The 24,041-nt window shown below is 62.2% G+C and carries 18 protein-coding genes, 1 tRNA gene and 1 pseudogene; 18 read left to right on the top strand and 2 right to left on the bottom strand.

The window, feature by feature from the left end; all coding sequences use genetic code 11:
- From AC0L3D_RS21570 to rpoC, 13 genes and pseudogenes are all read left to right on the top strand, one after another.
- On the top strand, positions 1-76 hold a 76-nt coding region (locus tag AC0L3D_RS21570), incomplete at its 5' end, for an EF-Tu C-terminal domain-related protein (protein WP_454589835.1).
- 240 nt (positions 77-316) lie between these two features.
- On the top strand, positions 317-1,957 hold the full coding sequence (locus tag AC0L3D_RS21565; RefSeq protein WP_473645754.1) for a COG3904 family protein: 1,641 nt from the start codon (positions 317-319) through the stop codon (positions 1,955-1,957).
- Between the two features lie 173 nt (positions 1,958-2,130).
- Complete coding sequence (locus AC0L3D_RS21560; RefSeq protein WP_473645752.1) at positions 2,131-3,798, top strand: COG3904 family protein; 1,668 nt, start codon at positions 2,131-2,133, stop codon at positions 3,796-3,798.
- 112 nt (positions 3,799-3,910) lie between these two features.
- Positions 3,911-4,420: a metal-dependent hydrolase gene (locus tag AC0L3D_RS21555; RefSeq protein WP_128248381.1), complete on the top strand. Its 510-nt coding sequence runs from the start codon at positions 3,911-3,913 to the stop codon at positions 4,418-4,420.
- Positions 4,421-4,455: 35 nt separating this feature from the next.
- Positions 4,456-4,531: transfer RNA gene (locus AC0L3D_RS21550), tRNA-Trp, on the top strand.
- A gap of 373 nt (positions 4,532-4,904) precedes the next feature.
- Positions 4,905-5,108 (top strand): preprotein translocase subunit SecE, encoded by a 204-nt coding sequence (gene secE / locus AC0L3D_RS21545; protein ID WP_013531408.1) that lies wholly within the window; start codon positions 4,905-4,907, stop codon positions 5,106-5,108.
- 27 nt (positions 5,109-5,135) lie between these two features.
- Entirely contained in the window at positions 5,136-5,663 is a 528-nt protein-coding gene (nusG, locus tag AC0L3D_RS21540; RefSeq protein WP_006333333.1) for a transcription termination/antitermination protein NusG, read from the top strand.
- A gap of 168 nt (positions 5,664-5,831) precedes the next feature.
- Complete coding sequence (rplK, locus tag AC0L3D_RS21535) at positions 5,832-6,260, top strand: 50S ribosomal protein L11 (protein ID WP_023798121.1); 429 nt, start codon at positions 5,832-5,834, stop codon at positions 6,258-6,260.
- Positions 6,261-6,264: 4 nt separating this feature from the next.
- A complete protein-coding gene (rplA, locus tag AC0L3D_RS21530; RefSeq protein WP_027155818.1) occupies positions 6,265-6,963 on the top strand; it encodes a 50S ribosomal protein L1 in 699 nt (232 codons plus the stop codon).
- Between the two features lie 413 nt (positions 6,964-7,376).
- On the top strand, positions 7,377-7,895 hold the full coding sequence (gene rplJ, locus AC0L3D_RS21525) for a 50S ribosomal protein L10 (RefSeq protein ID WP_023798119.1): 519 nt from the start codon (positions 7,377-7,379) through the stop codon (positions 7,893-7,895).
- Between the two features lie 54 nt (positions 7,896-7,949).
- Positions 7,950-8,327, top strand: coding sequence for a 50S ribosomal protein L7/L12 (gene rplL / locus AC0L3D_RS21520; protein WP_023680442.1), 378 nt, complete (start codon positions 7,950-7,952; stop codon positions 8,325-8,327).
- Positions 8,328-8,580: 253 nt separating this feature from the next.
- Positions 8,581-12,717 (top strand): DNA-directed RNA polymerase subunit beta, encoded by a 4,137-nt coding sequence (gene rpoB, locus AC0L3D_RS21515; protein WP_091591204.1) that lies wholly within the window; start codon positions 8,581-8,583, stop codon positions 12,715-12,717.
- Between the two features lie 187 nt (positions 12,718-12,904).
- A pseudogene (rpoC, locus tag AC0L3D_RS21510) lies at positions 12,905-17,095 on the top strand (DNA-directed RNA polymerase subunit beta'); the annotation flags it as partial.
- 359 nt (positions 17,096-17,454) lie between these two features.
- Here rpoC and AC0L3D_RS21505 read toward each other — a convergent pair.
- Complete coding sequence (locus tag AC0L3D_RS21505; protein WP_473630344.1) at positions 17,455-18,390, bottom strand: Gfo/Idh/MocA family protein; 936 nt, start codon at positions 18,388-18,390, stop codon at positions 17,455-17,457.
- Between the two features lie 110 nt (positions 18,391-18,500).
- Positions 18,501-18,782: a hypothetical protein gene (locus tag AC0L3D_RS21500; RefSeq protein WP_023798115.1), complete on the bottom strand. Its 282-nt coding sequence runs from the start codon at positions 18,780-18,782 to the stop codon at positions 18,501-18,503.
- A gap of 462 nt (positions 18,783-19,244) precedes the next feature.
- Between AC0L3D_RS21500 and rpsL the strand changes: the two genes are divergently transcribed.
- The 5 genes from rpsL to rpsJ all read left to right on the top strand — a co-directional run bounded on the left by rpsL (position 19,245) and on the right by rpsJ (position 23,900).
- Positions 19,245-19,616, top strand: coding sequence for a 30S ribosomal protein S12 (rpsL, locus tag AC0L3D_RS21495; RefSeq protein ID WP_006333356.1), 372 nt, complete (start codon positions 19,245-19,247; stop codon positions 19,614-19,616).
- 78 nt (positions 19,617-19,694) lie between these two features.
- Complete coding sequence (gene rpsG, locus AC0L3D_RS21490; RefSeq protein WP_008875664.1) at positions 19,695-20,165, top strand: 30S ribosomal protein S7; 471 nt, start codon at positions 19,695-19,697, stop codon at positions 20,163-20,165.
- Positions 20,166-20,195: 30 nt separating this feature from the next.
- Positions 20,196-22,286, top strand: coding sequence for an elongation factor G (gene fusA, locus AC0L3D_RS21485; protein WP_473645750.1), 2,091 nt, complete (start codon positions 20,196-20,198; stop codon positions 22,284-22,286).
- A 66-nt stretch (positions 22,287-22,352) separates the two neighbouring features.
- On the top strand, positions 22,353-23,528 hold the full coding sequence (gene tuf, locus AC0L3D_RS21480) for an elongation factor Tu (RefSeq protein WP_091591201.1): 1,176 nt from the start codon (positions 22,353-22,355) through the stop codon (positions 23,526-23,528).
- A gap of 63 nt (positions 23,529-23,591) precedes the next feature.
- On the top strand, positions 23,592-23,900 hold the full coding sequence (gene rpsJ, locus AC0L3D_RS21475; RefSeq protein ID WP_006205468.1) for a 30S ribosomal protein S10: 309 nt from the start codon (positions 23,592-23,594) through the stop codon (positions 23,898-23,900).
- The last annotated feature ends 141 nt before the right edge of the window (positions 23,901-24,041 follow it).

The raw sequence follows: 24,041 nt of genomic DNA, 5'->3' as shown, positions 1-24,041 counted from the left end.
AGAGAAGCTGCGCTTCGCCATCCGTGAAGGCGGCCGCACCGTCGGTGCCGGCATCGTCGTCACCATCAAAGAGTAATCGACGCCGGCATTTGTCGGATCGACAGGGAAGGGCGGTCTTCGGGCCGCCCTTTCTACGTTTACTGGGTCCGCGCAGAAAAAATCTTGCGCGGTCGTTTCAAAGCTGTTGCAAGCACCACCGCCGCAACTATTATAGGTTGCATCGAGGGGGCTTTTGCCAAGCGTGGTTCGGGGACGCCGTCTGAACAGTAGGGCCGGGTGGTGGCGCGGGCTGGTTCGCCTGGCGCCGGTGGTCGCAATGGCGATGGCTGCCTTTGCGGCGAAAGCCGAGGATGTCTTCCCAAAATGGTCCGATCTGACGACTTGGACCGACCCGCAGATCTGGTCCGATGATTTTTCGCCGATGCGGTTCGCCGTCGTTCGCAGTAGCGCGACCGGCTGCGAGCCCAGCTGTCCGGAATGGATCTCGGCAGAAGGCGCCATTGAAGCCGGCACGCCAGCTCTGCTCAAGCGTACGTTGAAGAAGCTCGGCCGCCGCAAACTGCCGATCATAGTCAATTCCCCGGGCGGCAATGTCGATGCTGCGCTCCAGCTTGGTCGAATAATCCGCAAGAACCAGCTGGATATCGCCGTCGGTATAACCAGGTTTTCCGATTGTTGGCCCGGGATGAAGGATTGCCGGGCCAATGACGGCAAGGGCGCGGCATATTTCGGCATTGCGTCTGACGGCGGTGCCATGTGCAACTCCGCATGTCCGCTGATGTTTGCCGGAGGCGTCGGACGTGTGGTCGGCAGTTGGGCCCATCTGGGCGTCCATCAGATCACTACGACCCATTTCCGCACAACACGGCAATATCGAACCACCTATCGAGTTGTGCGGGGCAAGAAATATAAGTTCACCACAGAAACCGTCACTCAAGACAATGTCGGCTACAAGACCTACGAGATGAGCAAGGCGCTTGAGAGGAGGCTGTCGGCCTATCTCAAGGAGATGGGCGTCGGGCGGGGCGTTCTTGACGTAATGAAGGCCACGCCCGCCAGTGATATCCGGCAGATCGCCCTCGACGACATGCTGACGATGAAGCTGGTCACCAGCAGGGCCTCCCTCGACATACTTACGCAGGCGTGCATATGCCGGCGGAGTCCGGCGCCGGCGAACTGCAGGGAGATCCCTGCGAATGCCAAGCCGGCCAAGATGGCAGTGACGGCCGTCCAAGGGGCCACTCCGCCGGCCGCCCGTTCAGCGCCGGTCGACAATTCGATGCGTTTTGTCCTGGTCCGGAGCAGCGACCCGAAATGCGGTCTCGATTGTCCCGAATGGATTGCAGCGCAAGGCACGATCACGCCCGATACGCAGAAGATATTTCGCCGATTGCTCGACACGGTCGGCGGCCGGCGTCTACCGTTGATCGTGAGTTCGCCGGGGGGCGATTTGCTCAGCGCCTTGGCCATCGGAAGGTTGATCCGCGACCGCAAGCTTGACGTCGCGATTGCGCGCACCGATTTTACTGGGTGCAAGCCGCAGGACAAAGGGTGCGCGCCAACGAATGGGTTCTATCCTGGTGTCGTGACCGATTCAGGTGCGGGGTGCGATGCCGCCTGTCCGATCATGCTTGCTGGGGGCGTCAGACGTTTCGTGGGCCCCCATGTGCCAGTCAGCGTTCAATCACTGGCATTCGCGGAGCGGATACGCTCTTATCTAGCGGAAATGTCGGTCAGGCAGCATCTGTTTCCGCCGACGCCGCTCGACCGCTTTGATTATAAGCGTAACCGGCTCCGGCTCGAACCCGGCACAATGTTGACGATGGGACTGACGACGGGACCTGAATCGGCGAACCATTTGGTGGGGCCGACTGTCTGTAAAACCGAACCGAGGCCGCAAAATTGTCGGGCGGCATCGGCGCTCAAAATTGACGCACAATTCCCACTAAAGCCGTAGCCGTTGAAATACCCAAAGCCCTACCTCGAAGGGCGGTCTTCGGGCCGGCGTCTCGCTTTTGGATACGGCCGGCATACTTTTTTGGGTACGGCCGGCGCCTTCGTCGTCGCAAAACCCTGTTGCAAGCCGGCAAAGCTGAACTACTATAGATCGCATTGCGGGGGGCTTCCCGAATGGTTCCATGGCACCGTCTGAGTGGTCATGCATGGTGGATGCTTGGGCTGATCTTGCTGGCGTCGTTCCTGGTCATGGGACACGCTACCTTCGCGGCGAACACCAAAAAATCCGCCCCGGATCTTGGTCCGACGATGCGGTTTGTCGTCGTCCGCAGCAGCGCGCCTGGTTGCGAACCGACCTGCCCGGAATGGATATCGGCTGAAGGCTCGATAGAGGCCGGCACGCCGGCCCTGTTCAAACGCACGCTCAAGGGGCTTGGTGGCCGAAAACTGCCCGTTGTCGTGGATTCTCCCGGCGGCAACGTCGAAGCGGCACTGGCGCTTGGCCGGCTGCTCCGCAAGAGCAAGCTCGATATCGCGGTCGGCAAAACCCGGTTCACCGGTTGCCAGCCCGATGCCAAGGGCTGCAAGGAAAACGACGGCAAGGGCGCTCGCTATTTCGGCAATGCCTATGCCGGCGGCGCCATCTGCAATTCCGCCTGTCCGCTGATGTTTGCCGGCGGCATCAAGCGCGTCGTCGGGCAATGGGCCTTTCTCGGCGTGCATCAGATCACCACGACCTACATCCGCACGAAATTGCAGTACCGGACCACCTATCGCGTGGTCGGAGGCAAGAAGAAGATCCTCAGCAAGAAGATCGTCGGCCGCAAGAACGCCGGCAGCTACAAGACCTACGAGATGAGCAAGTCGGTGGAGAAAAGACTGGCTGCCTATCTGAACGAAATGGGCGTCGGCCAGGCGGTGCTCGAGACGATGAAGAACACGCCGGCCAGCAGCATCCAGCAGCTGGCTCCCTACGACATGCTGCAGGCGAAGCTCGTGACCAGCCTGGATGCCGTCGACCTGCTGACCGCGCCAACCCTGTGCAACACCGATCCGGTGGCCGCGAACTGCAGGGAAATACCGGCGCCGGCCGGCGACGTGGTGGCGTACGCCAAGCCCGCTCCCGCCGCGCCGGTCGAACCTGAAACCGGGCAGCGGGCCGATGTTGGCGATATGCGCTTCGTCCTGGTTCGCGGCAGAAGTTTTCTCTGCGATCCCAATTGTCCCGAATGGATCTCGGCGGAAGGCACGATCAGCGCTCAAACGCCGGAACGGCTGCGCCAACTGCTGGACACGATCGGTGACCGGCGACTTCCCGTGGTGATCAACTCGCCGGGAGGCGACGTGCTCGGCGCTCTGGCCGCCGGAAGGTTGATCCGGGAACGCAAGCTCGACGTGGCGGTTGCGCGGACGGACTTCATTGGATGCGAGCCGGACAAGGCGGATTGCACCGCCGAGGATGGCGTCCATGTCGGGCTGACGATCGATGCGAGCGGCGCGTGTGGCGCGGCCTGTCCGATCATGCTTGCCGGCGGTGTCAGACGCCTTGTCGGTCCTCGCGCGCAGTTGACCGTGCACCCGATCGGGTTGGAGCAGCGGGTCAAAACCTATCTCAGGGATATGGCGGTCGGATCCGGTCTGCTGGTGGCGATGCGATCGGTGCCGGCCTCGCGCCATCGGCAGCTCGAACCCGAGACGATGCTGAAAGTCGGGCTGACGACCGGGCTTGGTTCGGCCGATGAATTTACCGGCCCGACCATCTGCAAGTCGCAGCCAATACCGGAGAATTGCCGCGTCGTGTCGACGTCCGAGGTTCAGGCCGAGGCGGCCGTCAAGCTGTAAGGCGCAGTCACGCCCCAGCCGAGCGCGATAGGGCGAGGCCGGGTAGTCCTTCCTGAATGCGCCACAATCCGCCGCGACGTTCGACCGATTCGGCAATGAACAAGGTTTGACGATGCTGATCGCTCATCTTCCGGCTGGCTACATACTCGGTACTTTCGCACGAAACCGTTGGCCCGGCAGATCGGGGATCATGGCGGCGGCAATGCTCGGCAGCGTCGTCCCGGACCTCGACATGGTCTATTTCCATTTTGTCGATGGCGGACGAACCCATCACCACGCCTACGTCACGCACTGGCCGCTCTTCTGGGCAGCGGTTGGCCTTGTGGCACTGTCCGTCGCGAAATGGCGGGATCCGCGATATCTGGCCCCAGTCGGCGCCTTCTTTGCCGCCGCAATGATACACATGATCCTGGACTCAGTGGCGTCGCCTATCATGTGGCTGATGCCGTTCGACCGGCGCGCGCTCGAACTCGTCACGGTTCCGGCGATGTATCGCAACTGGGTCATGAGCTTCATGTTGCATTGGACTTTTGCCCTCGAACTTCTGATATGCGCCTGGGCGCTGGCCCTCGGATTTCGACGATTGCAGCCTGGCGCGGCCACGCCTGAAAACTCGACTTGAGTTCTTGTCCGCTTTATGAAATAGCAGCGCGCGATACGGGCATAGCTCAGTTGGTAGAGCGGCGGTCTCCAAAACCGCAGGTCGTAGGTTCGAGCCCTGCTGCCCGTGCCATTTTTCGAAATGGCCAATTCATGAAAAAATTTCTGGTCTTTCGCGCATCGACCTTTTGAAAATCGCGCGGTGGCTTGCCATATAGGCTGTCTTGAGGCATAAGAGCGCCATAGCCGGAACGGGACGACTGGATGGTTCCGAGGCGGCGTTTGGCATAAAGCGGACACTTGCCACTTGCGTGGATTAAGAATCGGTTTTATGTAGACGAAACAGACACGCGACGCGTGGAGCTGGGAAGCCGGCTTTACGCGTCCGATTTGCATGGGCGAAATGATTGCGCTGATTCGGCGCGAACACAGGCTCAGGCGGCACATCCCGGCCAGCGGGATCATCCAGGAGATCCGGTCAACGGGTCTTGCAGACAGAGCGGCACATGGCTTCGAAAACCACAAATCCTTTCGTCTTTCTCCAGCAGGTTCGCGCGGAGACCGCCAAGGTGACTTGGCCGTCGCGTCGCGAAACGATGATCTCGACGGTGATGGTTCTGGCGTTCGCTGTGATCGCGATGATCTTTTTCTTTACTGCCGATCAGCTCATGGGCCTCGCGGTCGAGCAGATTCTGGGCATTGGACGCTGAGTCCGGCGATTACGGAGAAGCCTTGAAATGACTGCGCGGTGGTACATCGTCCACGCCTATTCGAACTTTGAAAAAAAGGTCGCTGAGGACATCGAGAACAAGGCCAAGCAGAAAGGCCTGTCCGCTGATATCGAGCAGATCGTGGTGCCGACCGAGAAGGTCGTCGAGATACGCCGCGGCCGCAAGGTCGATGCCGAGCGCAAGTTCTTCCCGGGCTACGTGCTGCTGAAGGCCAACCTGACCGACGCAGTGTTCTCGCTCGTGAAGAACACGCCGAAGGTCACCGGCTTCCTGGGTGATTCGAAGCCGGTGCCGATCACCGAGGCCGAGGCCCAGCGCATCCTGAACCAGGTGCAGGAAGGCGTCGAGCGGCCGAAGCCGTCGGTCACTTTCGAGATCGGCGAGGCGATCCGCGTCTCGGACGGTCCGTTCGCCTCGTTCAACGGTTTCGTCCAGGAAGTGGACGAGGAGCGGGCGCGGCTCAAGGTGGAGGTTTCGATCTTCGGGCGCGCCGTGCCGGTCGATCTCGAATTCGGACAGGTCGAAAAGGGCTGATCCGAAATCCTTGTCGCCAATTCGGCGGTGAGGGAGGCGGCGTGGAAATCGCCGCCAAAACGGGTGGGAGGCGAATGCGGCTTTAGCCCGCTGCAGGAACCGCACCACCAGACTGCAACCGCCGGTGTTCCCAGATTTGGGACCGGCATGAGATAAAGGCAGGAAGAGATGGCTAAGAAAATTGCAGGCCAGCTCAAGCTCCAGGTTTCCGCGGGCTCGGCGACGCCGTCGCCCCCGATCGGACCGGCGCTTGGTCAGCGCGGCATCAACATCATGGAGTTCTGCAAGGCGTTCAACGCGCAGACCCAGGAAATGGAAAAGGGATCGCCGGTTCCGGTCGTGATCACCTACTACCAGGACAAGTCGTTCACCTTCGTCATGAAGACGCCGCCGGTGAGCTACTTCCTGAAGAAGGCCGCAAACCTGAAGTCGGGCTCGAAGGAGCCGGGCAAGGTCAAGGCCGGCACGATCGGCCGCGACAAGGTGCGCGCCATCGCCGAGCAGAAGATGAAGGATCTGAACGCGACCGATATCGAGGGGGCCATGCGCATGGTCGAGGGCTCCGCCCGCTCGATGGGTCTGGAAGTGGTGGGCTGAGATCATGGCAAAGATTGCAAAGCGTGTATCGAAGACCCGCGAAGGCATCGATCCCAACAAGGCCTATGCCTTGGGTGATGCGCTGAAGCTGCTCAAGGACCGGTCCTCGGTGAAGTTCGACGAGACCGTTGAAATCGCGATGAACCTGGGTGTCGACCCGCGCCATGCCGACCAGATGGTCCGTGGCGTGGTCAACCTGCCGAACGGCACCGGCCGTACCGTCCGCGTCGCGGTTTTCGCGCGTGGCGACAAGGCCGAGGAAGCCAAGGCGGCCGGCGCCGATATCGTTGGCGCCGAGGATCTGGTCGACATCGTCCAGAAGGGCACGATCGACTTCGATCGCTGCATCGCCACGCCGGACATGATGCCGCTGGTCGGCCGTCTGGGCAAGGTGCTCGGCCCGCGTGGCATGATGCCGAACCCGAAGGTCGGCACTGTCACCACCGACGTTACCGCCGCCGTCAAGGCGTCGAAAGGTGGCGCGGTCGAGTTCCGCGTCGAGAAGGCCGGCATCGTTCATGGCGGCGTCGGCAAGATCTCGTTCGACGTCAAGGCGCTGGAAGAGAACGTCCGCGCCTTCGCTGACGCTGTGACCAAGGCGAAGCCGGCTGGCGCCAAGGGCAACTACGTCAAGAAGGTGTCGGTCACCTCGACGATGGGCCCTGGTCTCAAGCTCGACGTCTCGACGCTGGCAGCGTCCTGATACGAACCATTCGGATCTGCCGCTAAAGGGCTGATCCGCAAACAGAATTCCGGGCCTCCGATTTATCTTGGCGGCCCGGTACCGGAAGTCGGAAGGCTTCCGGACATCCTGTCCGAGATTGCGGGCGGCCCCAGGCCTTGGTTCAAGGGGGGCCTTAATTCATGTGGGCCTGCATGAGACGGGTGAAGACCGGACAACGGAGCGACTGCTCCAATGAAAGGTTCGAACCGTGTTTGCCTTTTGTCTGCGCACCATTCGGCTTGCCGGCTGGTGTGGCGAAAGGGGGCAGGATCCTCGAGCGTCGTTCGGGAGATCCGTTACTGGATGGCCCGGCCGGCAAAAGGCAACCCGACACCTGTCCTCGTAATGGGAATGTTCCCGTTAACAGGATTGGGGTCAACTGGAGATAGGCAGTGGACAGAGCGGAAAAACGCGAACTCGTCACGGGCCTGAATGAAGCGTTTTCGGGCGCTGGTTCAGTCGTCGTGGCCCACTACGCCGGTATTACCGTCGCGCAAATGAACGACCTTCGGTCGAAAATGCGTGTCGCCGGTGGCACCGTCAAAGTCGCGAAGAACCGTCTCGCCAAAATCGCCCTTCAGGGCACGGACTCCGCATCGATCATCGACCTGTTCAAGGGACAGACGCTGATCGCCTATTCGGAGGATCCGATTGCGGCGCCGAAGGTCGCGTCCGATTTCGCCAAGGGAAATGACAAGCTCGTCATTCTCGGCGGCGCAATGGGCACCACCTCGCTCAACGCCGACGGTGTGAAGGCACTCGCCACACTTCCGTCGCTCGATGAGCTGCGCGCCAGGCTGGTTGGCATGATCGCCACGCCGGCAACCCGGATCGCCCAGATCGTCAATGCGCCTGCGGCTTCGGTCGCGCGTGTCATCGGCGCTTACGCCCGGAAGGACGAGGCGGCATGAGGCCGTTCCTCGCTATCACAAACACACGTTCGAACCTTATGAAGGAATATTGCAATGGCTGATCTGGCAAAGATCGTAGACGACCTTTCGAAGCTGACCGTCCTCGAGGCGGCCGAGCTGTCGAAGCTTCTGGAAGAAAAGTGGGGCGTTTCCGCTGCTGCTCCGGTGGCGGTTGCTGCCGCCGGCGGTGCTGCGGCTGCTGCTGCTCCGGTCGAGGAAAAGACGGAATTCGACGTCGTCCTCACCGAGGCGGGCGCTCAGAAGATCAACGTCATCAAGGAAGTTCGCGCCATCACCGGTCTTGGCCTCAAGGAAGCCAAGGACCTGGTCGAGGCGGCTCCGAAGCCGGTCAAGGAAGCTGTTTCCAAGGCCGACGCGGACAAGTTCAAGGCCCAGCTGGAAGCAGCCGGCGCCAAGGTCGAACTGAAGTAAGCGTTTGATATCGGCGGGCGGCTTCGCGCCGTCCGCCGCTCCCTTGGCGCGAAGGGAGGCTGCGTAACGCGAAGAGTACGAAAACCTCTTTCCTGAGGGCCGTAAACCGGCCTTCAGGAAACGGGTTTTCTCCCGTTTTGGCCGGCCATCGACAGGTGGCGGGTGAACAAATAAAGGCCGCCGCCGAAGGTGGCCGAGAATGCAAGGCGAGCCGCGGCGAGGCTCGCCCCGAGAATCGAGCTAAGGAGCGACGATGGCCCAGACACAAACTTTCAATGGCCGCAGACGCGTACGCAAATTCTTCGGAAAGATTCCGGAAGTTGCGGAGATGCCGAACCTGATCGAGGTTCAGAAGGCATCCTATGACCAGTTCCTGATGGTCGAGGAGCCGAAGGGCGGGCGTCCTGACGAGGGACTGCAGGCGGTTTTCAAATCGGTGTTCCCGATTTCCGACTTTTCCGGCTCCTCGATGCTGGAATTCGTCAAGTACGAGTTCGAAGCACCGAAATTCGACGTTGACGAATGCCGTCAGCGCGACCTGACCTATGCCGCGCCACTCAAGGTGACGCTGCGCCTCATCGTGTTCGATATCGACGAGGATACCGGCGCCAAGTCGATCAAGGACATCAAGGAGCAGGACGTCTACATGGGCGACATGCCGCTCATGACCTTGAACGGCACCTTCATCGTCAATGGCACCGAGCGCGTCATCGTCTCGCAGATGCACCGTTCGCCGGGCGTCTTCTTCGACCATGACAAGGGCAAGTCGCACTCGTCGGGCAAGCTGCTGTTTGCCGCGCGCGTCATTCCCTATCGCGGTTCGTGGCTCGACATCGAGTTCGACTCGAAGGACGTCGTGCACGCCCGCATCGACCGCCGCCGCAAGATCCCGGTGACGTCGCTGCTGATGGCGCTCGGTATGGACGCCGAGGAGATCCTGTCGACCTTCTACAACAAGATCACCTACAAGCGCGCCGGCGACCACTGGCGCATCCCGTTCAACGTCGAGCGTTTCCGCGGCCTCAAGGCTGTCGGCGACCTGGTCGATGCAGACACCAACGAGGTCGTCGTCGAGGCCGGCAAGAAGATCACCGCACGCCAGGCCCGTCAGCTCGGCGAAAAGGGTCTCAAGGCGATCAAGGCGACCGACGAGGATCTGCTCGGCAACTACCTTGCCGAGGACATCGTCAACTATGCGACCGGCGAGATTTTCCTCGAGGCCGGCGACGAGATCGACGAAAAGACGCTAAAAGTGCTTCTCGCCGCCGGCGACGACGAGATCAAGGTTCTCGACATCGACCACGTCAATGTCGGCGCCTATATCCGCAACACGCTCAACGTCGACAAGAACGAGAGCCGCCAGGACGCGCTGTTCGACATCTACCGGGTCATGCGCCCCGGCGAGCCGCCGACGCTGGAAACCGCCGAAGCCATGTTCAACTCGCTGTTCTTCGACAGCGAACGCTATGACCTGTCGGCCGTCGGCCGCGTCAAGATGAACATGCGCCTCGAGCTCAAGGCCGAGGACACCGTGCGCGTGCTGCGCAAGGACGACATCCTGGCCGTGGTCAAGACGCTGGTCGAACTGCGCGACGGCAAGGGCGAGATCGACGACATCGACAATCTCGGCAATCGCCGCGTGCGCTCGGTCGGCGAGCTGATGGAGAACCAGTACCGCGTCGGCCTCTTGCGCATGGAGCGCGCGATCAAGGAACGCATGTCCTCGATCGAGATCGATACGGTGATGCCGCAGGACCTGATCAACGCCAAGCCGGCGGCTGCCGCCGTGCGCGAGTTCTTCGGTTCCTCGCAGCTGTCGCAGTTCATGGATCAGACCAACCCGCTGTCGGAGATCACCCACAAGCGCCGTCTCTCGGCGCTTGGACCCGGTGGTCTGACCCGCGAGCGCGCCGGCTTCGAGGTGCGCGACGTGCATCCGACGCATTACGGCCGCATCTGCCCGATCGAGACGCCGGAAGGCCCGAACATCGGTCTGATCAACTCGCTGGCCACATTTGCGCGCGTCAACAAGTATGGCTTCATCGAGAGCCCGTACCGCAAGATCGTCAACGGCAAGCTGACCAATGAGGTCGTCTATCTCTCCGCGATGGAAGAGGCCAAGCACCACGTCGCGCAGGCCAATGCCGAGCTCGACAAGAATGGTGGTTTCGTCGACGAATTCGTCATTTGCCGCAATGCCGGCGAAGTGATGATGGCGCCGCGCGAAAACGTCGATCTGATGGACGTGTCGCCCAAGCAGATGGTGTCGGTGGCCGCGGCGCTGATTCCGTTCCTCGAGAACGACGACGCCAACCGCGCGCTGATGGGCTCGAACATGCAGCGTCAGGCCGTGCCGCTGGTGCGCGCCGAAGCGCCGTTCGTCGGCACCGGCATGGAGCCGATCGTCGCCCGTGACTCCGGCGCCGCCATCGGCGCCCGCCGCGGCGGCATCGTCGACCAGGTCGACGCGACGCGTATCGTCATCCGCGCCACGGAAGATCTCGATCCCGGCAAGTCGGGCGTCGACATCTACCGGCTGATGAAGTTCCAGCGTTCGAACCAGAACACCTGCATCAACCAGCGTCCGCTGGTGCGCATGGGTGACCTGGTCAACAAGGGTGACATCATCGCCGACGGTCCGTCGACCGAGCTCGGCGATCTGGCGCTCGGCCGCAACGTGCTGGTCGCGTTCATGCCGTGGAACGGCTACAACTACGAGGACTCGATCCTCTTGTCCGAGCGCATCGTCGCCGACGACGTCTTCACCTCGATCCACATCGAGGAGTTCGAGGTCATGGCGCGCGATACCAAGCTCGGGCCGGAGGAAATCACCCGCGACATCCCCAACGTCTCGGAAGAAGCGCTGAAGAACCTCGACGAGGCCGGCATCGTCTATATCGGTGCGGAAGTGCAGCCGGGCGACATCCTGGTCGGCAAGATCACGCCGAAGGGTGAAAGCCCGATGACGCCGGAAGAAAAGCTTCTGCGCGCCATTTTTGGCGAAAAGGCATCGGACGTGCGTGACACCTCCATGCGCATGCCGCCCGGGACCTTCGGCACCGTCGTCGAAGTGCGCGTCTTCAACCGCCACGGTGTGGAGAAGGACGAGCGCGCCATGGCGATCGAGCGCGAGGAGATCGAACGCCTCGCCAAGGACCGCGACGACGAGCAGGCGATTCTCGACCGCAACGTCTATTCGCGCCTGTCCGACGTTCTCGTCGGCAAGGATGCGATTGCCGGGCCGAAGGGTTTCAAGAAGGGCTCGAAGCTGTCGAAGGATACGCTCGACGAGTATCCGCGTTCGCAGTGGTGGCAGTTTGCGGTGGAGAACGAAAAGCTCCAGAGCGAACTGGAAGCCCTGCGCGGCCAGTACGACGATTCCAAGAAGGCGCTCGAACAGCGCTTCATGGACAAGGTCGAGAAGGTGCAGCGCGGCGACGAGATGCCTCCCGGCGTCATGAAGATGGTCAAGGTCTTCGTGGCCGTGAAGCGCAAGATGCAGCCCGGCGACAAGATGGCCGGCCGGCACGGCAACAAGGGTGTCGTGTCGCGGATCGTTCCGGTCGAGGACATGCCGTTCCTCGAGGACGGCACGCATGCCGATATCGTGCTCAACCCGCTGGGTGTGCCGAGCCGCATGAATGTCGGCCAGATCCTGGAGACGCATCTGGGCTGGGCTTGCGCCGGAATGGGCAGGAAGATCGGCGAGCTGATCGACGCGTACAAGACAGGCGGCGACATCAAGCCGCTGCGCAAGACGCTCGAGAGCTTCATGCCGGCCAACGACCGCAACGAGCCGGTCCGCGACTATGACGACGAGAGCGTCGTTCGCCTCAGCGAGCAGATGCGCCGCGGCGTCTCTATCGCGACACCGGTGTTCGACGGCGCGCACGAGGCCGACATCAACATCATGCTGGAGCAGGCGGGCCTGCACACCAGCGGTCAGTCGCAGCTCTATGACGGACGCACCGGCGAGCCGTTCGATCGCAAAGTGACGATGGGCTACATATATATGCTCAAGCTTCACCATCTTGTGGACGACAAGATCCACGCGCGTTCGATCGGGCCGTACTCGCTCGTTACCCAGCAGCCACTGGGCGGCAAGGCGCAGTTCGGTGGCCAGCGCTTCGGCGAGATGGAGGTCTGGGCGCTCGAGGCGTACGGCGCCGCCTACACGCTGCAGGAGATGCTGACGGTGAAGTCGGACGACGTCGCCGGCCGCACCAAGGTCTACGAGGCGATCGTCAGAGGCGACGACACCTTCGAGGCCGGCATCCCCGAGAGCTTCAACGTTCTCGTCAAGGAAATGCGGTCTCTGGGCCTCAATGTCGAGCTGGAGAACACCAAGCTCGACGACAATCCGATCCGGCTGCCCGACGCGGCCGAATAAGCAAGACGTCCGGTCGCGGTTCCCCGCGGCCGGACGCCGAGCATGATCCCGAAAAGTGGTTACCGGTTTTCGGCCAAGATCATGCTCAAACAAGAAAGTTTCTTCGGCCGATGGCCGATCAAGTCGGCGGGCGTTTGGCCCGCGCTAGATGCAAGGGGTTTTCGATGACCCCGAAAAGGAGAACGGCATGAACCAAGAGGTCATGAATCTCTTCAATCCCCAGGCGCCTGCACAGGTGTTCGATTCCATCCGGATTTCGCTCGCCAGCCCTGAGAAGATTCTGTCCTGGTCGTTCGGCGAGATCAAGAAGCCGGAGACCATCAACTACCGCACCTTCAAGCCGGAGCGCGACGGCCTGTTCTGCGCGCGTATTTTCGGTCCGATCAAGGACTACGAATGCCTGTGCGGCAAGTACAAGCGCATGAAGTACAAGGGCGTCATCTGCGAGAAGTGCGGCGTCGAAGTCACGCTGTCGCGCGTCCGTCGCGAGCGCATGGGCCATATCGAGCTGGCCGCGCCGGTCGCCCATATCTGGTTCCTGAAGTCGCTGCCGTCGCGTATCGGCACGCTGCTCGACATGACGCTGAAGGACATCGAGCGCGTTCTCTATTTCGAGAACTACATCGTCACCGAGCCCGGCCTGACCGCGCTGAAGGAGCACCAGCTTCTCAGCGAGGAAGAGTACATGATGGCCGTCGACGAATATGGCGAGGATTCGTTCACCGCCATGATCGGCGCCGAGGCCATCCACGACCTTCTGGCCGGCATGGACCTGGAGAAGATCGCCGGCGACCTGCGTTCGGAGCTGGCTTCGACCACGTCCGAGCTCAAGCAGAAGAAGTATCTGAAGCGGCTCAAGGTCGTCGAGAACTTCATGGAGTCCGGCAACCGTCCGGAATGGATGATCATGAAGGTGGTGCCGGTGATCCCGCCGGACCTGCGCCCGCTGGTTCCCTTGGACGGCGGCCGCTTCGCCACGTCCGATCTCAACGATCTCTATCGCCGCGTCATCAACCGCAACAACCGCCTGAAGCGGCTGATCGAGCTGCGCGCGCCCGGCATCATCGTGCGCAATGAAAAGCGCATGCTGCAGGAAGCCGTCGACGCGCTGTTCGACAACGGCCGTCGCGGCCGCGTCATCACCGGCGCCAACAAGCGTCCGCTGAAGTCGCTGTCCGACATGCTGAAGGGCAAGCAGGGCCGGTTCCGCCAGAACCTGCTCGGCAAGCGCGTCGACTATTCCGGCCGCTCGGTCATCGTGACCGGTCCGGAGCTCAAGCTGCACCAGTGCGGCCTGCCGAAGAAGATGGCGCTCGAACTGTTCAAGCCCTTCATCTATGCCCGTCTCGACGCCAAGGGTTATTCCTCGACCGTCAAGCAGGCGAAGAAGCTGGTCGAGAAGGAGCGTCCGGAAGTCTGGGATATCCTCGACGAGGTCATCCGCGAGCATCCGGTGCTGTTGAACCGTGCGCCGACGCTGCACCGCCTCGGCATCCAGGCATTCGAGCCGATCCTGATCGAAGGCAAGGCGATCCAGCTTCACCCGCTGGTCTGCACGGCCTTCAACGCTGACTTCGACGGCGACCAGATGGCGGTTCACGTGCCGCTGTCGCTGGAAGCACAGCTTGAAGCCCGCGTGCTGATGATGTCGACCAACAACATCCTGCACCCGGCTTCCGGCGCGCCGATCATCGTGCCGTCGCAGGACATGGTTCTGGGTCTCTACTATCTGTCGATCGTCAACCAGAACGAGCCGGGCGAGGGCATGGTGTTTGCCGACATGGGCGAACTGCAGCACGCGCTCGAGTCCAAGGCGGTGACGCTGCACTCCAAGATCAAGGGCCGCTTCCGCACGGTCGATGCGGACGGCAAGGTCGCGTCGAAGATCTACGACACCACGCCCGGCCGCATGATCATCGGCGAGCTTCTGCCGAAGAACGTCAACGTGCCGTACGAGACCGCCAACCAGGAGATGACCAAGAAGAACATCTCCAAGATGATCGACACCGTCTACCGCCATTGCGGTCAGAAGGAGACGGTCATTTTCTGCGATCGCATCATGGCCCTCGGCTTCAGCCACGCCTGCCGCGCCGGCATTTCGTTCGGCAAGGACGACATGCTGATCCCGGATGCCAAGATCAAGCTGGTTTCCGACACCGAGGCCTTGGCCAAGGAATACGAGCAGCAGTACAATGACGGCCTGATCACCCAGGGCGAGAAGTACAACAAGGTCGTCGACGCTTGGGCCAAGTGCTCGGAAAAGGTCGCCGACGAGATGATGGCTCGCATCAAGGCGGTCGAGTTCGAGGACAATGGCCGTCAAAAGCCGATGAACTCGATCTACATGATGTCGCACTCCGGTGCGCGCGGCTCGCCCACCCAGATGCGCCAGCTTGCCGGTATGCGCGGCCTGATGGCCAAGCCGAGCGGCGAGATCATCGAAACGCCGATCATCTCGAACTTCAAGGAAGGCCTGACCGTGCTCGAGTACTTCAACTCGACCCACGGCGCCCGCAAGGGTCTGGCCGACACCGCCTTGAAGACGGCGAACTCGGGTTACCTCACCCGTCGTCTGGTCGACGTGGCGCAGGACTGCATCGTCAACTCCGTCGACTGCGGCACCGACAAGGGCCTCACCATGCAGCCGATCGTCGATGCCGGCCAGGTCGTCGCTTCCGTCGGCCAGCGGGTTCTCGGCCGCACGGCGCTCGACGACATCACGCATCCGGTCACCGGTGAGGTTCTGGTCAAGGCCGGAACGCTGATGGACGAACGCGACGTCGAGCAGATCGAAAAGGCCGGCGTCCAGTCGGTCCGCATCCGCTCGGCGCTGACCTGCGACGTCAGGGTCGGTGTCTGCGCGGTCTGCTACGGACGCGATCTGGCCCGCGGCACCCCGGTCAACCAGGGCGAAGCTGTCGGCGTCATCGCGGCGCAGTCGATCGGCGAGCCGGGCACCCAGCTCACCATGCGTACCTTCCACATGGGCGGTACGGCGCAGGTGGTGGACTCGTCGTTCCTTGAAGCCTCGTATGAGGGCAAGGTCGAGATCCGCAACCGCAACGTGGTGCGCAACTCCGACGGCCAGCAGATGGTCATGGGCCGCAACATGGCCGTGCTGATCCTCGACGAGGCCGGCAAGGAGCGCGCCACGCACCGCCTCACCTATGGTTCGCGCATCTTCGTGGACGATGGCGACAAGGTGAAGCGCGGCCAGCGCATCGCCGAGTGGGATCCCTACACCCGCCCGGTCCTCACCGAAATCGAGGGCAAGGTGGCGTTCGAGGATCTGGTCGACGGCATTTCCGTCCAGGAAACGGCCGACGAATCGACCGGCATCACCAAGCGCGAGGTCATCGACTGGCGTTCGACGCCACGCGGCAACGACCTCAAGCCGGCGATCGTCGTCCAGGACGCCAAGGGCAAGGTCGGCAAACTGTCGAAGGGCGGCGACGCTCGTTTCCTGCTCTCGGTCGAGGCCATTCTTTCGGTCGAGCCGGGTGCACAGGTTCGCCCCGGCGACGTGCTGGCGCGTATCCCGATGGAAAGCGCCAAGACCAAGGACATCACTGGCGGTCTGCCGCGTGTTGCCGAATTGTTCGAGGCACGCCGTCCGAAGGATCACGCCATCATCGCCGAGATCGATGGCACGATCCGCTTCGGCCGCGACTACAAGAACAAGCGCCGCATCATCATCGAGCCACATGACTCGACGCTTGAGCCGGTCGAATACCTGATCCCGAAGGGCAAGCCGTTCCATCTCCAGGACGGCGACGTCATCGAGAAGGGCGACTACATCCTCGACGGCAATCCGGCGCCGCACGACATCCTGGCGATCAAGGGCGTGGAGGCGCTTGCCTCCTACCTCGTCAACGAGATCCAGGAGGTCTACCGTCTGCAGGGCGTGTCGATCAACGACAAGCACATCGAGGTGATCGTTCGCCAGATGCTGCAGAAGGTCGAGATCACCGCGCAGGGCGATTCGACCTACATTCCGGGCGACCACGTCGACGTGATCGAGCTGGAAGAGGTCAACGAGCGCCTGGTCGAAGACGGCAAGAAGCCGGCCGAAGGCCAGCCGGTGCTGTTGGGCATCACCAAGGCCTCGCTGCAGACGCCGTCCTTCATCTCGGCCGCCTCCTTCCAGGAGACGACCAGGGTGCTGACCGAAGCGGCGGTTGCCGGCAAGACCGACATGCTGCAGGGGCTGAAGGAAAACGTCATCGTCGGCCGTCTGATCCCGGCCGGCACCGGCGGCACGATGAGCCAGATCCGGCGCATCGCCACCTCGCGCGACGAACTGATCATCGACGAGCGCCGCAAGGCGTCGGGCGTCGAGGTCGCCGATCCGATGCTGACCGACATGGCTTCCGCCGCGCAGTACGCGCGGCGGGTACAGATCTCAGGCAACAAAGCCGTCGGGGCAACCCGGCGGCTTTTTTGCATGTTGAGTTGGCGACGGACTGGAGGAGGCGTCGTCGAGTGTTGCGACTTGTTTCGATCGTCCGGCGCCGCCCCTCATTGCCCTGCCGGGCATTTCTCCCCGTAAACGGGGAGAAAGAAGCTGGCCGCAACCTTGGCGCTCTTTCTGCGACGGTGGAGATTGGCGAAATCTTTGATGACGGCGTCCTTCTCCCCGTTCACGGGGAGAAGATGGCGGCAGCCAGATGAGGGGCGGCGCGGCGATTGCAGAATGTCAGGACCGGAGCGAAGGCCACTCCTTGCAGCGCCGCGGCGTCAATCGAAAAACGCTTCCACCACATTGCGCTTGCCGAGCATAAAAGCGTCCGCGACATGCTGCAACGGAGCGAGATCGACATCGGAAACGCCGGCGCGCACGATCTCGGCGAAGCGCTTGTAGAGCATCGGATATTCGGCTTCCGGCTCGTCGTGAACGACGCGGCCGTCGACCGCGAGTTTTGCGCCGCCGCCAGAAAGCACCATCGCGCCCTTGTCGGTCTCGGCCAGAATGTCCCAGCTTTGCGGGCCGGTCTGGCGCCAGTCGAGTTCCATCGCCACCGGCAAGCCGTTCGAGGTGCGGAAGGCGATGTGCGCGGCGATCGGGGCGGCGCGGTTTTCGGGAAAATCGAGGATTGCCGAGGTGATGAACATCGCCGGCAGTATGTGGGTCGCGATCGACAGCGCGTTGATGCCGGGATCGAACACGCCGAAACCGCCCGGCGCCCAGATCCAGTCCTGGTTGGGGTGCCAGCGGCGCACGTCCTCCTTCCAGTTGATGGCAGCCGACCTGATCGTGGTCGAGCCTAAAAATGCACGTGCGGCTTCCACCGCCGGCGCATAGCGCGAATGCCAGCTGGCGAACAGCGAGACGCCATTTGCCGCCGCCAGCGCTTTCAGGTCTTCGACCTCGCTGACCGTGGCGCCGGGTGGCTTTTCCAGAAAAACATGCTTCTTCGCCGCCAGCGCCGTCCGCGCGGCGTCGTAGCGGAACTGCGGCGGCATGCAGAGCGATACGGCCTCGAGTTCCGGCACCGCGTCGAGCATCGTCTCGATATCAGGAAAATTCGCGATGCCGTCCACCTTGCCGTGCCGGCTGGCGGCGGCGGTGAGCAGGTAGTCGCGATCCTTGGCCAGGGCCGGCAGGTGCTGGTCGCGAACAATCTTTCCCACGCCGACGATGCCGAGCTTGATGGGACCGCTATTCAGGGACATGGGAACTCCGCAGGTTGATATTGCGCTTGGTTCTTAGCAGAGAACCGATGCCGGGCAAGCAGTGCCAGACCGCGACGGCCCCAAACCGCGACGGCCAGGGACATGGCTGGTCACAGCGGCACGTCGAAGGTCACGATCGACACTTCGCCTTCGAGCGCGCCCTGATAGGCCGACAAATGCGGCTCTTCGTCGGGCACGCCGTCGAGGTCGCCGATCTGGTCGAGCTCAGCCTCGGCGTAGCCTTCGGCCGCGAGTGATTCGAGCGCCCGGCGCACCGCCGAATCGTCGTCGGGCGCGACCAGCATGAGGTGGACGCCTTCCGGCTTGCCGCCCTTTCTTTTCCACGCCCGGCCGGTGATGATGGTGACCGGGCGCTCATCATTGTCGTTCACGGGCCGATTCCTCCGGGCGAGGGGATTTGCGCTGTTCATGTCGCTTTTTCGCATGAAGCGTGGCTATGCAACAGCCGACGGCCGGTCACTTTCTTCCTTGCTCTTGCAAAATGGCGAAAGAAAATTACATGCGCTTTTCGCATGGCTGCCAAGCCTCGGTTTCAGCGTAATATTTGGTGCTCCGGGGTTGACGGGCAACAGGCTTGCGAGTAGAAGCCGCCCAGTCAGAACCGATGTGAGGCTCTCCCTTCCGAAGCGACACGCTTTGGAGTTTGCCTCAAACAGGGTTCGTTTTACGAGCGAAAAGACATTTCCGGCGTGCATGAAGCGGTTTCCGCTTCCTCTGCCATTTGTTCGGGCAAGACCGCGAGGCGCGGTTTGTGGCCCGACTTTGCGTATGGAAATGACGCTTTGAGCGGCCCTGACCGGGCGAGACACGGAATTGAGAGACAAGAGGGTTTAATGCCTACCGTCAACCAGCTGATCCGCAAGCCGCGCATTGCGCCGGTGAAGCGCAACAAGGTCCCGGCCATGCAGCAGAACCCGCAGAAGCGGGGCGTCTGCACGCGCGTCTATACAACGACGCCGAAGAAGCCGAACTCGGCGCTGCGCAAGGTGGCCAAGATCCGCCTTACCAATGGTTTTGAAGTGATCGGCTACATCCCCGGCGAAGGCCACAACCTTCAGGAACACTCGGTGGTGATGATCCGCGGCGGCCGCGTCAAGGATCTTCCGGGCGTCCGCTACCATATCATCCGCGGCGTGCTCGACACGCAGGGTGTGAAGAACCGCAAGCAGCGCCGTTCGAAATACGGCGCCAAGCGTCCGAAGTGACCGAAGCGTAGCCACCCGGACGGCCCCAGGCGACGATCCGGGATCCAGGCCACCACGCAGAATTGAGGCAGAGAAAAAATGTCCCGTCGTCACAGTGCAGAAAAGCGTGAGATCAACCCGGACCCGAAGTTCGGCGATCTGATCGTCACCAAATTCATGAACGCCGTCATGTATGACGGCAAGAAGTCGGTTGCCGAGACCATCGTCTACGGCGCGCTCGACCAGGTCCAGTCCAAGACCAAGCAGGAGCCGGTCACCGTCTTCCATCAGGCGCTCGACAATGTCGCGCCGCATGTGGAAGTGCGTTCGCGCCGCGTCGGCGGCGCCACCTACCAGGTTCCGGTCGACGTGCGCCCCGAGCGCCGTCAGGCGCTGGCCATCCGCTGGTTGATCGCCGCCGCCCGCAACCGCAACGAGACCACGATGGTCGACCGCCTCTCCGGCGAGCTGATGGACGCGGCCAACAACCGCGGCACCGCCGTCAAGAAGCGTGAAGACACCCACAAGATGGCAGAAGCCAACCGCGCCTTCGCGCACTACCGCTGGTAAAGCGCGAACGAGACTGAAGAGGCACCTCCCATGGCCCGTGAATATAAAATCGAAGACTACCGCAATTTCGGTATCATGGCGCATATCGACGCCGGCAAGACGACGACCACCGAGCGCGTCCTCTACTACACGGGCAAGTCGCACAAGATCGGCGAAGTCCATGACGGCGCTGCGACCATGGACTGGATGGAGCAGGAGCAGGAACGCGGCATCACCATCACGTCCGCCGCGACCACGACCTTCTGGAAGGCTCGTGACGGCAAGATGCACCGCTTCAACATCATCGACACTCCCGGCCACGTCGATTTCACCATCGAGGTCGAGCGTTCGCTGCGCGTACTCGACGGCGCCATTGCGCTGCTCGACGCCAACGCCGGTGTCGAGCCGCAGACGGAGACCGTCTGGCGCCAGGCCGACAAGTACCGCGTGCCGCGCATGATCTTCTGCAACAAGATGGACAAGATCGGCGCGGATTTCTATCGCTCGGTCGAAATGATCGGCTCGCGCCTCGGTGCGCAGGCTGTCGTCATGCAGCTGCCGATCGGCGCCGAGACCGAGTTCAAGGGTGTCGTCGATCTCGTCGAGATGAACGCGCTGGTCTGGCGCGACGAGACGCTGGGCGCCGCCTGGGACGTCGTCGAGATCCCGGACGACCTCAAGGCTCGCGCCGAAGAATATCGCGAGAAGATGATCGAGGCCGCCGTCGAAATGGACGAGGCGGCGCTCGAGAATTACCTCGAAGGCAAGATGCCCAGCAATGACGAGATTCGCGCTCTGATCCGCAAGGGCACCATCGCGGTGAAGTTCTACCCGATGTTCTGCGGCTCGGCCTTCAAGAACAAGGGCGTGCAGCCGCTGCTCGACGCAGTCGTCGAATATCTGCCGTCGCCGGCCGACGTTCCGGCCATCAAGGGCGTCGATGCCAAGACCGACGCCGAGATCGAGCGTCACGCCGACGACAGCGAGCCGCTGTCGATGCTCGCCTTCAAGATCATGAACGACCCGTTCGTCGGCTCGCTCACCTTTGCCCGCATCTATTCGGGCAAGCTCACCAAGGGCATCTCGGTCGACAATACGGTGAAGGGCAAGAAGGAGCGCATCGGCCGCATGCTGCAGATGCATGCGAATTCGCGCGCTGACGTCGAAGAGGCTTTCGCCGGCGACATCGTCGCTTTGGCCGGCCTCAAGGACACGACGACTGGCGACACGCTCTGCGATCCGCTGCATCCGGTCATCCTCGAGCGCATGGAATTCCCCGATCCGGTCATCCAGATCGCGATTGAGCCGAAGACCAAGAACGACCAGGAAAAGATGGGCCTTGCGCTGCATCGCCTGGCCGCCGAGGACCCGTCCTTCCGCGTCAAGACCGACGAGGAAAGCGGCCAGACGATCATCTCCGGCATGGGCGAACTCCACCTCGACATCATCGTCGATCGCATGCGTCGCGAGTTCAAGGTCGAGGCCAATGTCGGCGCGCCGCAGGTGGCCTATCGCGAGACGATCACCCGCAGGCACGAGCAGGACTACACCCACAAGAAGCAGACCGGCGGCACCGGCCAGTTCGCCCGTGTCAAGATCCTGTTCGAGCCGAATCCGGAAAGCAGCGAATTCCTGTTCGAATCCAAGATCGTCGGCGGCGCTGTGCCGAAGGAATACATCCCCGGTGTCGAAAAGGGCATCAACAGCGTCATGACCTCCGGCCCGTTCGCCGGCTTCCCGATGATCGGCGTCAAGGCGACGTTGATCGACGGCGCCTACCATGATGTCGACTCCTCGGTGCTCGCCTTCGAAATCGCCGGCCGTGCCTGCTTCCGTGAAGCGGCGCCCAAGCTTGGCGTGCAGCTGCTCGAGCCGATCATGAAGGTCGAAGTGGTGACGCCGGAAGATTATGTCGGCAGCGTCATCGGTGATCTGAACGGCCGTCGCGGCCAGATTCAGGGCCAGGAATCGCGCGGCGTGGCGGTTGTTGTCAACGCCATGGTGCCGCTCGCCAACATGTTCAAATACGTCGACAATTTGCGCTCGATGAGCCAGGGCCGCGCGGCCTACACGATGCAGTTCGATCACTACGAGCCGGTCCCCACCGCGGTCGCTCAGGAAGTCCAGAAGAAATACGCGTAACCCCAACGGGTTGCAGCGCTAACTTAATTCAAAGCCCGCACGGGCGAGCAGGAATGGAGAGATCACATGGCAAAAGGTAAATTCGAGCGTACAAAGCCTCATGTGAACATCGGCACGATTGGCCATGTCGATCATGGCAAGACGTCGCTGACGGCGGCGATCACCAAGTATTTTGGCGAATACAAGCGCTACGACCAGATCGATGCGGCGCCCGAGGAGAAGGCGCGCGGCATCACCATCTCGACGGCGCATGTCGAATACGAGACGGCCAACCGCCACTACGCCCATGTCGACTGCCCCGGCCACGCCGACTATGTCAAGAACATGATCACCGGTGCCGCGCAGATGGACGGCGCGATCCTGGTCGTGTCGGCCGCCGACGGCCCGATGCCGCAGACCCGCGAGCACATCCTGCTGGCCCGTCAGGTCGGCGTGCCGTCGATCGTGGTGTTCTTGAACAAGGTCGACCAGGTCGACGACGCCGAGCTGCTCGAGCTGGTCGAGCTCGAGGTGCGCGAGCTGTTGACCAAGAACGAGTTCCCCGGCGACGACATTCCGATCGTCAAGGGTTCGGCACTTGCGGCTTTGGAAGATTCCGACAAGAAGATCGGCGAGGATTCGATCCGCGAATTGATGGCTGCGGTCGACGACTACATCCCGACGCCGGTTCGCCCGCTCGACAAGCCGTTCCTGATGCCGATCGAGGACGTGTTCTCGATCTCTGGTCGTGGCACGGTGGTGACCGGCCGCGTCGAGCGCGGCGTGGTCAAGGTCGGCGAGGAGCTTGAGATCGTCGGCATCCGTCCGACCACCAAGACGACCTGCACCGGCGTCGAGATGTTCCGCAAGCTGCTCGACCAGGGCCAGGCCGGCGACAACATCGGCGCGCTGCTGCGCGGTGTCGACCGTGAAGGTGTCGAGCGCGGCCAGGTTCTGGCCAAGCCGGGCACGGTCAAGCCGCACAAGAAGTTCGTCGCCGAAGCCTACATCCTGACCAAGGACGAGGGTGGCCGTCACACGCCGTTCTTCACCAACTACCGTCCGCAGTTCTACTTCCGCACGACCGACGTGACCGGCATCGTGTCGCTGCCGGAAGGCACCGAGATGGTGATGCCGGGCGACAACATCACCGTCGATGTCGAGCTGATCGTGCCGATCGCCATGGAAGAGAAGCTGCGCTTCGCCATCCGTGAAGGCGGCCGCACCGTCGGTGCCGGCATCGTCGTCACCATCAAAGAGTAATTTGGACTTAAACCGATCTGTCGCGGGCGCTGCCCGCGCCGCGCCAGAACAAGGAAGTGACGCATGAACGGACAGAATATCCGCATCCGCCTGAAGGCGTTTGATCACCGGGTGCTTGACGCCTCGACGCGGGAAATCGTGTCGACGGCCAAGCGTACCGGCGCCAACGTCCGCGGCCCCATTCCGCTGCCGACGCGGATCGAAAAGTTCACGGTCAACCGGTCGCCTCACGTCGACAAGAAGAGCCGCGAGCAGTTCGAGATGCGCACGCACAAGCGTCTGCTCGACATCGTCGATCCGACCCCGCAGACGGTCGACGCTTTGATGAAGCTCGATCTTGCCGCCGGTGTCGACGTCGAGATCAAGCTCTAAGGAACCAGAGCGGCGGGGCGACCCGGAACTCTGAAGGAACAAGAGGCGTGGAGGGGCGACAAGCCCCGACAGGGAACTCTGAAGGAACAAGAGGCGTGGAGGGGCGACAGCCCCGACAGGGAACTCTAAAGGAATGAACCG

The sequence above is a fragment of the Mesorhizobium sp. WSM4837 genome (assembly GCF_055811435.1).
This window is presented reverse-complemented; position numbering and strand designations above follow the sequence as displayed.

Excerpts from the sequence above, each read along its gene's own strand:
- rplK (WP_023798121.1), top strand. The coding sequence starts at position 5,832 with ATGGCTAAGAAAATTGCAGGCCAGCTCAAGCTCCAGGTTTCCGCGGGC.
- AC0L3D_RS21505 (WP_473630344.1), bottom strand. The coding sequence starts at position 18,390 with ATGTCCCTGAATAGCGGTCCCATCAAGCTCGGCATCGTCGGCGTGGGA.
- rpsG (WP_008875664.1), top strand. The coding sequence starts at position 19,695 with ATGTCCCGTCGTCACAGTGCAGAAAAGCGTGAGATCAACCCGGACCCG.
- rpsJ (WP_006205468.1), top strand. The coding sequence starts at position 23,592 with ATGAACGGACAGAATATCCGCATCCGCCTGAAGGCGTTTGATCACCGG.
- secE (WP_013531408.1), top strand. The coding sequence starts at position 4,905 with ATGGCTTCGAAAACCACAAATCCTTTCGTCTTTCTCCAGCAGGTTCGC.
- AC0L3D_RS21565 (WP_473645754.1), top strand. The coding sequence starts at position 317 with ATGGCGATGGCTGCCTTTGCGGCGAAAGCCGAGGATGTCTTCCCAAAA.
- AC0L3D_RS21560 (WP_473645752.1), top strand. The coding sequence starts at position 2,131 with ATGGTTCCATGGCACCGTCTGAGTGGTCATGCATGGTGGATGCTTGGG.
- AC0L3D_RS21555 (WP_128248381.1), top strand. The coding sequence starts at position 3,911 with ATGCTGATCGCTCATCTTCCGGCTGGCTACATACTCGGTACTTTCGCA.
- rpoB (WP_091591204.1), top strand. The coding sequence starts at position 8,581 with ATGGCCCAGACACAAACTTTCAATGGCCGCAGACGCGTACGCAAATTC.
- nusG (WP_006333333.1), top strand. The coding sequence starts at position 5,136 with ATGACTGCGCGGTGGTACATCGTCCACGCCTATTCGAACTTTGAAAAA.
- rpsL (WP_006333356.1), top strand. The coding sequence starts at position 19,245 with ATGCCTACCGTCAACCAGCTGATCCGCAAGCCGCGCATTGCGCCGGTG.
- fusA (WP_473645750.1), top strand. The coding sequence starts at position 20,196 with ATGGCCCGTGAATATAAAATCGAAGACTACCGCAATTTCGGTATCATG.
- rplA (WP_027155818.1), top strand. The coding sequence starts at position 6,265 with ATGGCAAAGATTGCAAAGCGTGTATCGAAGACCCGCGAAGGCATCGAT.
- rplL (WP_023680442.1), top strand. The coding sequence starts at position 7,950 with ATGGCTGATCTGGCAAAGATCGTAGACGACCTTTCGAAGCTGACCGTC.
- tuf (WP_091591201.1), top strand. The coding sequence starts at position 22,353 with ATGGCAAAAGGTAAATTCGAGCGTACAAAGCCTCATGTGAACATCGGC.